The sequence below is a fragment of the Methanoculleus sp. UBA303 genome (genome assembly GCA_002501655.1).
Taxonomy (GTDB): Archaea; Halobacteriota; Methanomicrobia; order Methanomicrobiales; family Methanoculleaceae; genus Methanoculleus.
On record DANY01000017.1, the window covers coordinates 21,197 to 34,780 of the forward strand.

The 13,584-nt window shown below is 63.1% G+C and carries 13 protein-coding genes; 4 read left to right on the plus strand and 9 right to left on the minus strand.

What is annotated here, in order from left to right; translation table 11 throughout:
- Nucleotides 1–40: 40 nt before the first annotated feature.
- From BP846_RS03600 to BP846_RS03610, 3 genes are read right to left on the minus strand one after another with little or no spacing between them, the layout of a single operon-like run.
- Entirely contained in the window at nt 41–1,162 is a 1,122-nt protein-coding gene (locus BP846_RS03600; protein WP_292392683.1) for an isocitrate/isopropylmalate dehydrogenase family protein, read from the minus strand.
- A complete protein-coding gene (locus BP846_RS03605; RefSeq protein ID WP_292392684.1) occupies nt 1,147–1,638 on the minus strand; it encodes a 3-isopropylmalate dehydratase small subunit in 492 nt (163 codons plus the stop codon). The genes BP846_RS03600 and BP846_RS03605 overlap by 16 nt, the downstream gene beginning before the upstream one ends.
- 3 nt (nt 1,639–1,641) lie before the next feature.
- Nucleotides 1,642–2,895 (minus strand): 3-isopropylmalate dehydratase large subunit, encoded by a 1,254-nt coding sequence (locus BP846_RS03610; RefSeq protein ID WP_292392685.1) that lies wholly within the window; start codon nt 2,893–2,895, stop codon nt 1,642–1,644.
- Nucleotides 2,896–3,041: 146 nt separating this feature from the next.
- On the opposite strand from BP846_RS03610, the gene mutS reads away from it, so the two are divergent.
- From mutS to BP846_RS03630, 4 genes are all read left to right on the plus strand, one after another.
- A complete protein-coding gene (gene mutS, locus BP846_RS03615; protein ID WP_292392686.1) occupies nt 3,042–5,663 on the plus strand; it encodes a DNA mismatch repair protein MutS in 2,622 nt (873 codons plus the stop codon).
- A complete protein-coding gene (mutL, locus tag BP846_RS03620; protein ID WP_292392687.1) occupies nt 5,660–7,420 on the plus strand; it encodes a DNA mismatch repair endonuclease MutL in 1,761 nt (586 codons plus the stop codon). Before mutS ends, mutL begins: the two co-directional genes overlap by 4 nt.
- Nucleotides 7,421–7,577: 157 nt before the next feature.
- Nucleotides 7,578–7,760 carry a hypothetical protein gene (locus BP846_RS03625; protein WP_292392688.1) on the plus strand — a complete coding sequence of 61 codons (183 nt, stop codon included), beginning with the start codon at nt 7,578–7,580 and terminating at the stop codon, nt 7,758–7,760.
- Nucleotides 7,761–7,971: 211 nt separating this feature from the next.
- Entirely contained in the window at nt 7,972–8,112 is a 141-nt protein-coding gene (locus BP846_RS03630; RefSeq protein ID WP_292392689.1) for a hypothetical protein, read from the plus strand.
- A 39-nt stretch (nt 8,113–8,151) separates the two neighbouring features.
- Here BP846_RS03630 and BP846_RS03635 read toward each other — a convergent pair whose 3' ends face one another.
- From BP846_RS03635 to BP846_RS03660, 6 genes are all read right to left on the minus strand, one after another.
- Nucleotides 8,152–8,757 carry a hypothetical protein gene (locus BP846_RS03635; RefSeq protein ID WP_292392690.1) on the minus strand — a complete coding sequence of 202 codons (606 nt, stop codon included), beginning with the start codon at nt 8,755–8,757 and terminating at the stop codon, nt 8,152–8,154.
- A gap of 144 nt (nt 8,758–8,901) precedes the next feature.
- Nucleotides 8,902–9,765, minus strand: a complete 864-nt coding sequence (locus BP846_RS03640; protein ID WP_292392691.1) for a S16 family serine protease — start codon at nt 9,763–9,765, stop codon at nt 8,902–8,904.
- Nucleotides 9,766–9,897: 132 nt separating this feature from the next.
- A complete protein-coding gene (locus tag BP846_RS03645; protein ID WP_292392722.1) occupies nt 9,898–11,274 on the minus strand; it encodes an MATE family efflux transporter in 1,377 nt (458 codons plus the stop codon).
- A gap of 369 nt (nt 11,275–11,643) precedes the next feature.
- Entirely contained in the window at nt 11,644–12,234 is a 591-nt protein-coding gene (locus BP846_RS03650) for a HemK2/MTQ2 family protein methyltransferase (RefSeq protein ID WP_292392692.1), read from the minus strand.
- On the minus strand, nt 12,227–13,012 hold the full coding sequence (rsmA, locus tag BP846_RS03655; RefSeq protein WP_292392693.1) for a 16S rRNA (adenine(1518)-N(6)/adenine(1519)-N(6))-dimethyltransferase RsmA: 786 nt from the start codon (nt 13,010–13,012) through the stop codon (nt 12,227–12,229). The genes BP846_RS03650 and rsmA overlap by 8 nt, the downstream gene beginning before the upstream one ends.
- Nucleotides 13,009–13,572 carry a DUF655 domain-containing protein gene (locus BP846_RS03660; protein ID WP_292392694.1) on the minus strand — a complete coding sequence of 188 codons (564 nt, stop codon included), beginning with the start codon at nt 13,570–13,572 and terminating at the stop codon, nt 13,009–13,011. The genes rsmA and BP846_RS03660 overlap by 4 nt, the downstream gene beginning before the upstream one ends.
- Nucleotides 13,573–13,584: the final 12 nt, after the last annotated feature.

Below are 13,584 nucleotides of genomic sequence, written 5' to 3' on the forward strand. Positions count from 1 at the left end.
CCGGGAGAAGTCCCGGGGCCGGAGAGGGCGGACGGCAGCCCTACGCCTTCTCCACGAGCGACGCGACGTATCGCCCAACCTCGCTCGTCTTCCTCGCCCCGCCCATATCCCGGGTCACGAACCCGTCGAGTATGCTCCGCTCGATTGCCCCAAGAACGGCCGCCGCAGCCTCATGCTCGCCGATGTGGTCGAGGAGCATCGAGCCCGCCCAAATGGTCGCGAGCGGGTTGGCGACGTCCTGCCCCCGGTACTTCGGCGCAGAGCCGTGGATCGGCTCGAACATAGAGGTGCCCCGGGGGTTGATGTTCCCGCCGGGGGCAAGGCCGAGCCCGCCCTGGATCATGGCACCGAGATCGGTTATGATGTCGCCGAACATGTTCGGGGTGACGACGACGTCGAACCACTCGGGGTTCTTGACGAACCACATTGTGACAGCGTCCACGAAGTTGAACTCCGTCGCGACGCCCGGGTATTCAACGGCGACTTCGGTGAAGACGTCCCGCCAGAGGCCGTAGACGTCGGAGAGGACGTTTGCCTTATCGACCGACGTGAGTCTTTTACGCCTCCGGTCGGCCAGGTCGAAGGCGTAGCGGATCGCCCGCTGTGCGCCCGGCCGGGTGACGACGCCGATCTGGTAGGCGATCTCGTCGGCGTCGGTCTCGACGTCCAGCCCGAATTTGACGTTGTAGATGTCGCGGACGACCTCGAGCGTCTTTCTCTCCCGCTTCCCGGTAAACCGCGAGCCGATACCGACGTAGAAGTCCTCGGTGTTCTCCCGGACCACGACGAAGTCGATATCCTCCGGCTTTTTGTTCGCGAGCGGTGTCGTGACCCCTTCAAGGAGTCTGATCGGCCGGAGGTTGATGAACTGGTCGAAGTGGAACCGGATCGCAAGCAGGATGCCCTTCTCGAGGATCCCGGGCTTCACCCGTTCGTCGCCGATGGCCCCGAAGTAGATCGCCCGGAACTTTGAGAGTTCCCGGATATCCTCCTCGGTGAGGAGGTCCCCTGTCGCGAGGTAGCGCTCCGCCCCGATATCGAAGTCGGTCCACGCTATGTCGAACCCAAAGCGCTCTCCCGCGGCGTCGAGGACCTCTTTGCCTGCCGCTACGATCTCGGGGCCGATCCCGTCCCCGCCGATGGCTGCTACTTTGTGCTGCATGTCTCCACCCGTTCCAAGCCTTTCGCATAGGCCACGAGGCCGCCGGCCTCGACGATCGTCTGGAGGAAACCGGGGACCGACTCGACGGCGAACTGCTTCCCGTTCACCGCGATAAAGCCCCCGCCGATATCCACCGATACGGTATCGCCGTCCCGGATCTCACCGGCCTCGGCGCAGATCAGGGGCAGGAGCCCGGTGTTGACGGCGTTTCGGTAGAATATCCGGGCAAAGGACTCTGCGACCACGACCCTGATGCCGGCCCCGAGGAGCGCGAGCGGTGCGTGCTCCCGGGAGGAGCCGCACCCGAAGTTGGTGCCCGCCACCACGACGTCGCCTTCCCGTGCGCCCTTTGCAAACTCATCCCTCGTCCCCTCGAACGCGTGCTTCGCGAGTTCCGCCGGATCGTAGATCGTCAGGAACCTCCCCGGTATGATCGCGTCCGTATCAATATCGTTGCCAAACTTCCATGCCCGCATGGGTCACACCTCCCTCGGATCGGTGATCTCACCGTAGAGGGCGCTTGCCGCCGCCGTCGCCGGCGAGGCGAGGTAGACCGACGCCTGCGTGCTCCCCTGCCTGCCCCGGAAGTTCCGGTTCGACGTAGAGAGCGAGACCTCGCCGGGGGCGAGGAGGCCGAACGCGCCGCCCATGCAGGGGCCGCAGCAGGGCGCCTCGACGAGGGCTCCCGCCTCGACGAACCGCTCGATGAGCCCGGCCCGGAGGGCCTTGAGGTACTCGGTGCGCGAGGCCGGTATGACGATCACGCGGATGCCGGCGGCGAAGCGGTCAGCGGTCCCAAGCACCTCTGCCGCCTCGGCGAGGTCTTCATACCGCCCGTTGGTGCAGGAGCCGACGAAGACCTGGTCGATCTTCGTCCCCGCCACATCCCCGACATCCACGACGTTGTCCACGTTGTGGGGGACGGCGACCTGGGGTGCAAGGTCGGTGACGTCGTACTGCCGGCGTCCCGCGTATGCCGCATCAGGGTCGCTTGCAAGGTCGAACGGCTCGATATCGCGGCGGGCGGCGACGTAGGCCCAGGTCGCCGCGTCGGGCGGCACGATCCCAGCCTTCGCCCCCATCTCTATTGCCATGTTCGCGCAGGTCATCCGGCCAGCCATGTTCATCTCCCTTATCGCCCCGCCGGTGAACTCGAGCGCCATGTAGGTCGCGCCGTCGGCGCCGATGTCGCCGGCGAGGGAGAGGATCAGGTCTTTTGCCCCCACCCTCCGGCCGAACGTCCCGTCCACCTCAATGCGGAGGCTCTCGGGAACCCGGAAGTAGAGCGCCCCGAACTTCAGCACAAACCCCATATCGGTGGAACCGATGCCGGTCGCAAACGCGCCTGCGGCACCGTAAGTGCAGGTGTGAGAGTCGGTGCCGACGATGATCTCGCCGGGAGCCGCCCGCCCTTTCTCCATCACAACCTGGTGGCAGACACCCTCGAGGAGGTCGTAGTTGTGGATCCCCTGCTCCTGTGCGAACTGCCGCATGAATACATGGTTCTCGGCAGCCGGTATCGAGTCGGCGGGGATCTGGTGGTCGAAGAGCATGATGATCCGCTCCGGATCATAGACGTGTTCGCCGCCCATCTCGCGGAAGACCCGGACCGCCAGCGGGCCGGTGATGTCGTGGATCATAGCCGCGTCCACCGGCGCCATCACCACATCCCCCGCGCGGACAGCCCTGCCGCATTTCATCGAGAATATCTTTTCTGCGATCGTCGCCGCCATGGAATATCGTGGTATGGGTACGCGCTCCAGACGTATCTAGTTTGGCAGGACCTCCCCCGCCCGGGCAGGGAATCGCGGCCTTTTCCGCCCGATTTCCCGGGGGATTACCCTTATGTGACTCCGTGCGGATTGTATAGGGAGAAGCGATGACCGACGGACCGACCCCGGCAATGCGACAGTACTACTCAGCGAAGGCCCGGTATCCCGATGCCATCCTCTTCTTCAGGATGGGAGACTTCTACGAGACATTCGGCGAGGACGCCGGCGTGGTGGCCCGGGAACTCGACATCACCCTGACGGCCCGGGGCAGGGATAAGAACGGCGACCGTATGCCGCTTGCGGGAGTCCCCCACCATGCAGCGGACGCCTACATTGCCCGCCTGGTGAATAAAGGCTACAAGGTGGTGATCTGCGACCAGGTGGAGGACCCGAAGACCGCGAAAGGCGTGGTGAAGCGGGACGTCACGAGGGTGATCACCCCCGGGACGTTGATCGACTCATCGATGCTCGGCTCTCCAGGGGCCCAGTACCTGATGGCGGTCGCCCCCGCCCGGAAGGATACCTTCGGCCTCGCGTTCCTGGACGTCTCCACCGGCGAGTTCTTCGTATCCGGGGGGAGCGGCGGGTGCGACTACGCCGATATCATATCGGAGGTGGTCAGGTACCGGCCGTCGGAGGTGATCGTCCCGGAGAACCTCACCGAAGGACTCCCCGGCCGGCTCAAAACCCTCGGAGTGACGGTGAGCCGCTACCGCGACGACGCCTTCGACCCCGACGCGGCGTATGAGCGCCTCTGCGAGCAGTTCGGGACGGCGACGCTCGACGGCTACGGGTGCGCCGGGATGGCGGGAGCGGTTACTGCCGCCGGGGCGGCGCTCCGCTACGCCCAGGAGACACAGCAGTCGCCCCTCTCCCATATATCGGGGCTCGCAACGAAGATCCCATCAGAGAACATGGTGCTTGACGCGATCACTCTCCGGAACCTGGAGATCACGACAAGCATCCGTGGTGAAGGCGACGGGAGCACACTTCTATCCGCGCTCGATGCCACAAAGACATCGATGGGGAGCCGGACGATGCGGTCGTTCCTGATCAGCCCGCTTATCGGGAAGGCGGCCATCGAGAAGAGGCTCGATGCGGCGGAGTGGTTCGTCGATCACGCGCTCGATCGGCAGGAACTCCGCGGAGCCCTCGGCGACTTTGCCGACATCGAACGGATAGCGGGGAGGATCGCCTACGGGAACGCCGGTCCCCGGGACCTTGCGACGCTTCGGGAGTCGCTTCGAGCAATCCCGGGCGTAAAAGTGCTCTTTGGTGGCGACGCCCCGGCCCTGGTCCGCGAGGCCCTCGATGCGATGAGCGACCACGCCCGGGTCACGGACCTCGTCGGGCGGGCGATCGTGGACGAGCCCCCGGCACGCGCGTTGGCCGGCGGCATGATCCGCGAAGGATTCAACGGGAAACTCGACGAACTCCGGCACCTTGCGACTTCCGGAAAAGACTGGATCGTGGAGTTCCAGCAGCAGGAGCGGGAGAGAACCGGGATCAAGTCGCTCAAGGTCGGCTATAACCGGGTCTTCGGCTACTACATCGAGGTGACGAGACCAAACCTGCACCTGGTGCCGCCGGAGTACGAGCGCCGGCAGACGACCGCAAACGGCGAGCGCTACACGATACCCGACCTCCGGGAGAAGGAGGCGATGATCGCCACCGCAGAGGAGCGCCTTGGAGCACTCGAGGCGGAGATCTACGCCGAACTCGTCCGGACGCTCGCGGCGGACGTCCCCGACCTCCAGGGGACCGCCCGGGCGGTCGGGCTGCTTGACGTCTACGCGGCCCTCGCCGAGGTCGCCGCCCGCTACGGCTACTCCCGCCCGGTGATCGAAGAGAGCGGCAGGATCGTCATCAGGGACGGGCGCCACCCGGTGGTGGAGCGGCACCTCCCGGTGCCGTTCGTCCCGAACGATACCGAACTCGACAGCGCTGCCGACCAGATCATGATCATCACCGGGGCGAACATGGCGGGCAAGTCCACCTACATGCGGGCGGTGGCGCTCTGCTGCATCATGGCCCAGATGGGGAGTTTCGTCCCGGCCCGCCACGCCACCATCGGGATTGTAGACCGGGTCTTCACCCGGGTGGGGGCTTTTGACGACCTCGCTTCGGGGCAGTCGACGTTCATGGTCGAGATGCTGGAACTTGCAAACATCTTAAACAACGCAACCCCGCAGAGCCTCGTGATCCTCGACGAGATCGGGCGGGGGACGAGCACGCTCGATGGGTGCGCGATCGCCCGGGCGGTGGTGGAGTTCCTGCACGGGAGAGCGGTTGCGGGGCCCCGGACCCTCTTTGCGACCCACTTCCACGACCTGATAGACCTTGAAGGGTCGCTTGCGCGGGTGAAGAACTTCCACTTCGCCGTGAAGGACACCGGGGACGATGTTGTCTTCCTCAGAAAGATCATCCCCGGCGCGACCGACAAGAGTTACGGCGTCCACGTTGCGCACCTTGCCGGCATACCGAAGAAGGTGACCGACCGGGCGACGGCGCTCCTGAAGGAGGCGGCGGCACGGGAGTACTCAGGCGGACCGCGGGCCCCCCGCTACACCCAGATGCTCCTCGTCGACCCCGGTGAGGGAGTCGTGGAGGAGAACCCGGCGGTCGAAGAACTCAGGAGCCTGAACCCGGATGAGATGACGCCGATTGATGCGTTAAACACCCTCTGCCGGCTCCAGAAACTGGCAAACGGGGAAAAGGCCGAGCGATGACCGGGACGAAGATACGGGTCCTCGACCCCGATACGGTCAACCAGATCGCCGCCGGCGAGGTCGTGGAGCGGCCGGCATCGGTGGTGAAGGAACTCCTGGAGAACGCCGTCGACGCAGGCTCGACGAGCATCCTCATCGACGTCTCATCAGACCTTGCCGGGATCACGAAGGTCCGGGTGACCGATGACGGTGCGGGTATGACGCCGGAAGAGGCGGCGCTCGCGTTCCACCCTCATGCGACGAGCAAGATCCGGGAGATCACCGACCTCTCCTCCATCCGCACCCTGGGGTTCCGGGGAGAGGCGCTTGCAAGCATCGCCGCCGTCGCGGAGGTGACCCTGATCACCCGTCCCCGGGGAGCCGGGGCGCTCGCCGGTACCCGGTTGAGGGTCAGGGGCGGCGAGGTCGTGGAGAAGAGCGAGGTGGGGGCGCCGGAAGGGACGACGGTGATCGTGGAGCGCCTCTTTTACAACACCCCCGTCCGCCGGAAGTTCTTAAAGAGCAGGAACACCGAGCTCGCCCACATCTACGGAGTCGTGGAGAACCTGGCGCTCGCGCACGGCGAGGTCGCCTTCCGGGTGGTGCACAACGGAAAGGAGCGGATGGCGACCCAGCGGTCGGGAGGGCTCCTGAATGCTATCGCCGGCCTCTACGGCGCCGACCTTGCCCGGGCGCTCGTCCCCGTCGAGGGGAGGTTCCCTTTCCTCCGCATCAGCGGCTACGTCTCCCGCCCGTCGGAGAGCAGGGGAAACCCGTCGCAGGCAGTCATCAGCATCAACGGTAGAAGCATCACCTCCCGGCAGATCGCCGCCGCCGTCAGGGAGGGCTACGGGACCCTCCTCCCGAAGGACCGCTACCCGGTGGCATTCGTGGATCTCTCGGTCGATACCGACCTCGTGGACGTCAACGTCCACCCGACCAAGCGGGAGGTCCGTCTCTCCCGGGAGCGGGAGATCCTCACGGCGGTTGCGGCCGCCGTGGAGGAGGCGCTCGCCGGACACGATCTCGCCAGCGAGGCGCCAGCCGAGCCGGTGCAGCAGCAGATTGTCCCCCCCGGACCGGAACCCGGAGAGGTCCCGGCGGTCAGCGAGATCGAAGCGCCCTACGCGGCGGGGCACCGGGGACTCGCCCTCTCAGACCGGCAGCTTCGCAGGACGGAGGCAGAGGGCACGGAGAATCTCCTCCCGACCATGGAGCCCTTCGGGCAGGTCGCAGCGACCTACATCGTGGCCGAGGGAGCCGACGGCACCCTCTACCTCGTCGACCAGCACGCGGCCCACGAGCGCATCCTCTACGACCAGGTCGTGGAGCAGCGCGACGCGGAAGCGGGGTCCCAGGAACTGATCATGCCCGTCGTCCTCTCGTTCCCCCCGAAGGAATCCGCTGCGCTCCGCGACGCCATCCCGCTCCTTGCAGGCGAGGGGTTCGTTGTGGAGGAGTTCGGTCGGGACACCTTCGCCGTCAGGGCGGTGCCCGTCGCCCTCGGTGCACTCGAGGACCTCGAGAAGGTCAGGGAGACGATCGCCGACCTCCTCGCCGATGAGTCCCGCACCATTCCTGACCGCCGGGAGGCGGTCACCTGCATCGTCGCCTGCAGGGGCGCAGTGAAGGCCGGCGCTCTTCTCACGCACGACCAGCAGAAGCGCCTCCTCGCACAACTCGCCCGGACGAAGACCCCCTGGACATGCCCGCACGGGAGGCCAACGGTGGTGGCGTTCGATAAACGGAAACTCGACGGTATATTCCGGCGCGGTTAAGGGGGGAACGACCCCACCGTAAAATATCGCATATAATCGATTATTTTTGCAATTCTCTCGAATACCCAGGCTTCCTGGGCCAAATCCCGTATCATAATGGATTTATTCTCCGGGGATCAGAATGGCTATATGTCACAGAGGGACTCACCCGCTGCAGATGACAGGACTGAACCATGTGACACTACTCCAGCAGATCCGCCTCTGGATGAAGACCCGGAGTGGAGGGAAGCAGTTTCACGATAGTGAGAACGACTCAGTCATCGAACTGTATTTCGATATCTCCCCCGAAGCGACCCTCACTTCGGATACCCCTGAGATCCCGCTGGAGGAGAGCAGGTGACGGGGAACCCCCAGAAACGCCCTACCGAATGAATCGCCTCTCGATTCCAGACCACACACCACCCCACCACCTTTTTTTGAGAACGCTCTTCCTCCCGGCCCGAGCGGGGGTTTCATCCCCGGTGCCCCCCGTGACTATCATGGAGATTATGGGTGTCCGGGAGGATTGCACAGAGAAGAGGCGACGCTCCTCCCCGGGAAGAGAAATATTGATGGACGACGACTGCCGCCGGGACGGAGGGTGGCCCGGCTGTGAGATGCATGACCTCGGGGACGGGGACTACGGGAAGTGCGACTACACAGGCAGGCAGCAGGAGTGCCCGCACTCCATGATACTGAAGCGCTGCGGATAGAGAGGAGGGTTGCGGCGCGGCCGGGAAAAAAGCGGGGGGTCAGAGGAACCGGAACGATTCCGCTACCGGAGCCGCGTCGGCGTTGTAAACATCGTACTCCGGGGGGAACACCGTGTGCATGACCGAGTAGACGGTGTCGTCCCTGGCGGCGTAGCGGATGACGAAGGTGTACCGGTCGTCCTCGACGATAGGGACGGAGAAGACAGACTCGTACGCCGGAATACCGTCAAGGTAAGTTCTATCTGTCGAGACCCATTCGGCCCCGATACCGGCTTTGAGATCCTTCGCGTACGTCACGTTCAGTTCTTCAAGGGCCTCCTCACCAGTGGCGTTCTTGCCGGAGAGCGGGATCGTGTTCACGCGGACCTCCTCATGCTTCACCGGTGAGGAGAACCATACACTCTCTCCTGACTCGGTGTAGAACCACCCCTCCGGGCAGGTGACGGCATAGCCGTAGGTGGTGTTGATGTAGGTGCCGTTACCGGGAACGGGCGCCGGAGTCGGTGTCGGGACCGGAGCGGGTTCACCCTCTCCCGGGCCGGATGGGGACGGCTGCGGTGAGGAGAGAGGCGACAGCGTAACGGTCAGGACCGCGGCCAGAGCGACCACAAGAATCCCAATGATCAGCAGTCTCTGCGGTTTCATAGTATCCGGATACGTGGCCCGGGAGGCCATAAATACCCTTCACCTCGGCGAGCCGGAGAAGCCTTTTCGGCCGGTGAATGGTATCGTCCGGGATACCGCCACCGTCCAAACCGCCCCGGGTGTCACACCGGGACACACAGGAGGTCAGAGGGCTGTGGTGACCGGGGTCGCCACGGGAGCACGGACGTCGGCGAGCAGATCATCCAGGGTATTCGCGTACTCCACCCGGATACCGAAGATCTCCTCGATGTAGTTCTTCGCATCCACGACGACCGGCCGCTGCCTCGCTATCTTCAGCCCGCCGAACGATCGGGCCTCCTCCTGGTAACTGATAACCTTGTTGTTCTCCGCCGGGAGGATCAGGAGCGTCTTCCCGCTCGCCGCAGCAGCCTCGGCCTTCTCGAGGATACCCCCGACCGGGCCGATGCTTCCGTCTTCATTGATGGTTCCGGTCACGGTCACGCTCTCGTTGAGCGGGAATCCCTCCAGCACCGATAGGAGCAGCGTGGTCATCAGCGCTCCCGCACTGGGGCCGTCGATCTCGGAGACCTCCTCCGGGCCCTGGATGCTGAATATGATGTCGCTCCCCGTGAGGTCGACGCTGGAGTGGTTGGCGGCGAGGGTGACCGCAAGGTTCGCGGCATCCTGAAAGACTATCCCCATCAGAGGTGTCGTCTGGACGAGCACCCTTCCTCTCCCGGGCACGACCTCGACCGAGACGTTCACCATTGCCCCCTCTTCAGTCACCCTGTTAGCGGCAAAGGGGCCGCCCCGGTCGACCTCGACCTTCTGGAGGATGACCGGCACCTGCATGGAGGCCGCATCCTCGGCCCCTGCTTCCCTCACCCGGGGGGCCGGGGTCGTGACCGGCCGTGCATCCTCACCCGGGGGAAGAGAGAGAGCCCGGGCGGGGTCGTCCCCCGGGACGAGGACGACAGCCAGGAGGAAGACGTTCATGATGAATGAGAGAATGAGCAGGATCGCCAGGGTCTTCTCCTGTATGCGCATACGCTTGCTCGCATACCATTCAGTCGGATATATACCTTTCCGAAGGGTGTACCGGGGCGGGTCTCCGCCCCCGGCAGGACCAGGGACCCCTTGTGGAGTTAGTTGAAAAAAGGTTGTTATAAATTCTCTGGATCAATTTTCCCCGCCGAGATCCAGCTTCTTTGTCTTCCAGGCTCCCTGCCTGTAGAAGAACAGATCGCACAGGAACACCACCACGGTGCCGCAGACCACCGCGAACCAGATGGACTGCAGCGGCAGGTCCATCGCCACAAAGATCGCAGCAAGACCCACCTGCACGATCAGCTGCCCCGTGATAGCCGCGTACATGCCAGGTCTCGTCATCCCCGCACCGTTCATAGCAAATCCCATCGTCATCGCCATGGCTATCACGAAGTACGACATCGGGATGATCTGCATAAACAGGATGCCGTTTGCAAGCGACTCGCCTGTCGCGCCGAAGAACGCCAGGAGATACTTCGCAAACAGCAGATACAGGATACCCACAACCGCCATAAACGACGCATTCGCGATCATCGCAATCCTGACCGCTCTCTCCGCTCTCTCCACTTTTCCCGCTCCCAGATTCTGCCCGACCATCACCGCGACTCCCGTGCAGAGCCCCATCACGAAGACCAGGCCCAGCATATCCAGACGCTGGCAGATGCCGTATGCTGCCACCGCTGTCGTGCCGTACAGTGCTACGATCGCTGTCATCCCCAGGAACGCAAAACTCCTGACCCCGCTCTGTACCGCTGATGGTATCGTGACCTTCACGATATCTTTTATCAGCCGCGGTTCAAACGTCCATTTCTTCGGGAACCTGACCGGCCCGTTCTTTCTGGACGGCAGGAGATACATCACCCCGATCAGAAGCAGCACGCCGGTCGTACGCGATGTAAGGGAAGCATACGCAGATCCGGCTATTCCGAATGCCGGGAAACCGCCAAGGCCCATGATCAGTGTCGGGTTCAGAATAATGTTCACGATGTTCACTGCGATCATCACAAACATAGGTGTTCTGGAATCTCCCGTACTCTGGAACACGGTCGTCAGGATCATCAGCGTGACAAACACGAACATTCCTATCAGCGTCGGGGAAAGGAAGCGTGCCCCCTCCGCTGCAACCTCGGGATCAGCTCCAAGGAGCAGGAGAAGGTCCTGTGACCAGAACATACCGATGACCATAAGGATCGCTGAAAAGGCGAGTGCCAGATAAAGCGAATGCGAAAGGATCACCTGGATACGCTCAAACCGCTCTGACCCGTATGCTCGCGACACGAATGCAGCCGTTGCCGTCACGATCCCGAAGATCACTGTCGTGAGCACCAGTATGATGGATATGCTCATCGCTCCGCCGGCAATCGAAACATCGCCAAGTTTGCCGATAAAATACATATCCACCACCTCCAGGATGCTCGCGAGGAGATTACTGATGATGATCGGAAGGGCCACTATCAAGAGGGCTTTTCCGACCGGTCCCTCGGTGAGGAAATTGTTGGAATATTTCATCGTCAAGGTATCACATATAAAATGAAGTGAAAGATGATAAAGATTGACCGATTATTTCAACCGCGATTTGCCCATAAATCTAAAAAAAAGGCCGTTTCGACGTCCAACAAGGTTATCGGAAGCACCCGGATGAGGGGAATTTTAGCTGAGAATCATCGGCCCGGTGCTTCGCTGAAATTCTGAGGAAGTCTCCCCGGGGGGGGACCACCTGGTCGAACCCGACGATCCTGCATGGGGCCAGCAGGTGATTGAGGCACCGGTCAGGGCCCCACCGGGTAGCCGGCCCCGACCGGGCAATCACGATAATGAGAGACCCGAGCTCTCCCAGTCCCAGGTCTCCGACGGAGGTTTTCTCCCCCCGGGGGGACCTCACGTCCCCACCCGGCAGAGATCCCGCATCGCCCGGAGAACGTAGAGGGTCTCGCCCTCGAGCCTCTCCTCGTCGACGATGAACGAGACGAACCCCGCCTGGGCAAAGAGTTCCCGCACCGCATCGAGATCCGTCAGGGACGAGACGAGCAGCAGGACCCGCCCGAAAGGAGCCAGCACCCGCCCAACGTCCGCGATGAACCGCTCAATCACCGCCCGCCCCGTCGGCCCGCCGTCGAGGGCGTACTCCAGCCAGTCGTCGATCCGCTCATCGGGAAGCGTCGGCAGGTATGGGGGGTTGAAGAGGATGAGATCGAAGGGGCCTGAGAGACCCGAAAAGAGATCGGTCCGGACCGCCGCGACGCCGCGGGCACGGGCACACGCCACCGCGTGGGGGTTGATGTCGGTCGCGACCACCCCCGTCGCCCTGTCGGCAAGCCCGGCCGCCACATAGCCGCTCCCGGTCCCGACCTCGAGCACCCGGTCGGCCGGGCGGACCTCCCGGAGCGCCGCCCGGAGGAGGAGGAATGAGTCCTCGGCAGGAGGATAGACCTGATCGGGGACGACGTCAGTCTTCCGTCGGTCACTCATTCTTCGAGCACTCGCTCATTCTGTTCGCTATCAGCGCAAACTCTTCAAGCGTCAGGTCTTCGGGCCGCCTCTGCAGGAGGTCTTCGGGCAGGGAGGCAATCGTCCGCACGATCGCCCGGGGTGCAAACGTATCCTTACCGCTCCGGAGCCCTTTCCGGACGGTCTTCCTCCGATAGGAGAAGAGCACCCGCACCACGTCGGCGTAGACCTTTCGATCCGCGATAGGGTACGGCGGCTCGTGGGGAGTGAGGCGGAGCACCCAGGAGCGGACCTGCGGTTTCGGGCGGAAAGAGTTCGGCCCGAGTTCGAGAAGGGGTTTTACAGAAGCATAGGTCTGCACCATCACCGAGAGCCGCCCGACGGCGGGTGTTCCCAGCGGCGCGATCATCCGCTGGCCGAACTCCTTCTGGTACATAAGGACCGCGACCTCAAAGCCGATCGCAAGCAGCCGGAACGTGATCTTCGAGGAGGCAGAATAGGGGAGGTTCGCGACGACTATATCAAACGGCGGGAGGTCAACCTTCGTCGCGTCGCCCGTGACGATCTCGAGGCGCCCCTCGTCGATATCATCGGCAAAGGCGACCTCAAGTTCTTCCACAAGACCGGGATCGATCTCTACCGCAACTACGCTCGCACCACGGTCGAGGAGGGCGCGGGTGAGAACCCCTTCCCCGGGCCCGATCTCGAGGACCCTCCGGCCGGAAACGTCAACAAAACCGGCGATCTTCTCGACAGCCCTCCTGTCGACAAGGAAGTGCTGATCCTTCGGAGCACTCATTTCAGCGTGAAGACGTGATACTTCTCGTCCGGGTCCTCGATCTCGCGCAGGATCCGGCTGATGATCATACGTTCCGGGTGCGGTATCGACCTGATCCGCGCAGAGATGTCCGCGAAACTCTCGAACGGCTTCTTCTCCCGCTGCTCGATGATCTCCCACATCAGTTTCTTCCCGATGCCGGGGAGCAGGTGCAACATGTGGAACTTCGGCGTGATCGGGAGAGACTTGTTGAAGAAATCGACGAACCGTGACTCGTTCTCACGGACGATCTTCTCAACCACAAACGGCAGTTCCAGTTTTGCCGTCGCTGTCAGGTCCGTGTAACTCATACGCCGCTTAACGCGCTCGATCTTCTCCCGTTCCGCATCGCCGATGTAGACACGGTCATAGATCTGGATATCCGCACCTGCCTTCGGAACAAGTTCGAGCAGTTTGAACTGGTCCACGCCGATAGCCAGGATAACCGGTTCGCGCTTGTAGACTGGACGCTGGTCACCCATATATCCCATAGGGAGTATATCGATGACTACAGCGGTCTCCTCTTTCTTTTCGGTCTTCATTGACACCACCCC

Bases quoted from the DNA above. Each gene is read 5' to 3' on its own strand.
- BP846_RS03600 (WP_292392683.1), bottom strand. From the start codon at position 1,162: ATGCAGCACAAAGTAGCAGCCATCGGCGGGGACGGGATCGGCCCCGAG.
- BP846_RS03605 (WP_292392684.1), bottom strand. From the start codon at position 1,638: ATGCGGGCATGGAAGTTTGGCAACGATATTGATACGGACGCGATCATA.
- BP846_RS03610 (WP_292392685.1), bottom strand. From the start codon at position 2,895: ATGGCGGCGACGATCGCAGAAAAGATATTCTCGATGAAATGCGGCAGG.
- mutS (WP_292392686.1), top strand. From the start codon at position 3,042: ATGACCGACGGACCGACCCCGGCAATGCGACAGTACTACTCAGCGAAG.
- mutL (WP_292392687.1), top strand. From the start codon at position 5,660: ATGACCGGGACGAAGATACGGGTCCTCGACCCCGATACGGTCAACCAG.
- BP846_RS03625 (WP_292392688.1), top strand. From the start codon at position 7,578: ATGACAGGACTGAACCATGTGACACTACTCCAGCAGATCCGCCTCTGG.
- BP846_RS03630 (WP_292392689.1), top strand. From the start codon at position 7,972: ATGGACGACGACTGCCGCCGGGACGGAGGGTGGCCCGGCTGTGAGATG.
- BP846_RS03635 (WP_292392690.1), bottom strand. From the start codon at position 8,757: ATGAAACCGCAGAGACTGCTGATCATTGGGATTCTTGTGGTCGCTCTG.
- BP846_RS03640 (WP_292392691.1), bottom strand. From the start codon at position 9,765: ATGCGCATACAGGAGAAGACCCTGGCGATCCTGCTCATTCTCTCATTC.
- BP846_RS03645 (WP_292392722.1), bottom strand. From the start codon at position 11,274: ATGAAATATTCCAACAATTTCCTCACCGAGGGACCGGTCGGAAAAGCC.
- BP846_RS03650 (WP_292392692.1), bottom strand. From the start codon at position 12,234: ATGAGTGACCGACGGAAGACTGACGTCGTCCCCGATCAGGTCTATCCT.
- rsmA (WP_292392693.1), bottom strand. From the start codon at position 13,012: ATGAGTGCTCCGAAGGATCAGCACTTCCTTGTCGACAGGAGGGCTGTC.
- BP846_RS03660 (WP_292392694.1), bottom strand. From the start codon at position 13,572: ATGAAGACCGAAAAGAAAGAGGAGACCGCTGTAGTCATCGATATACTC.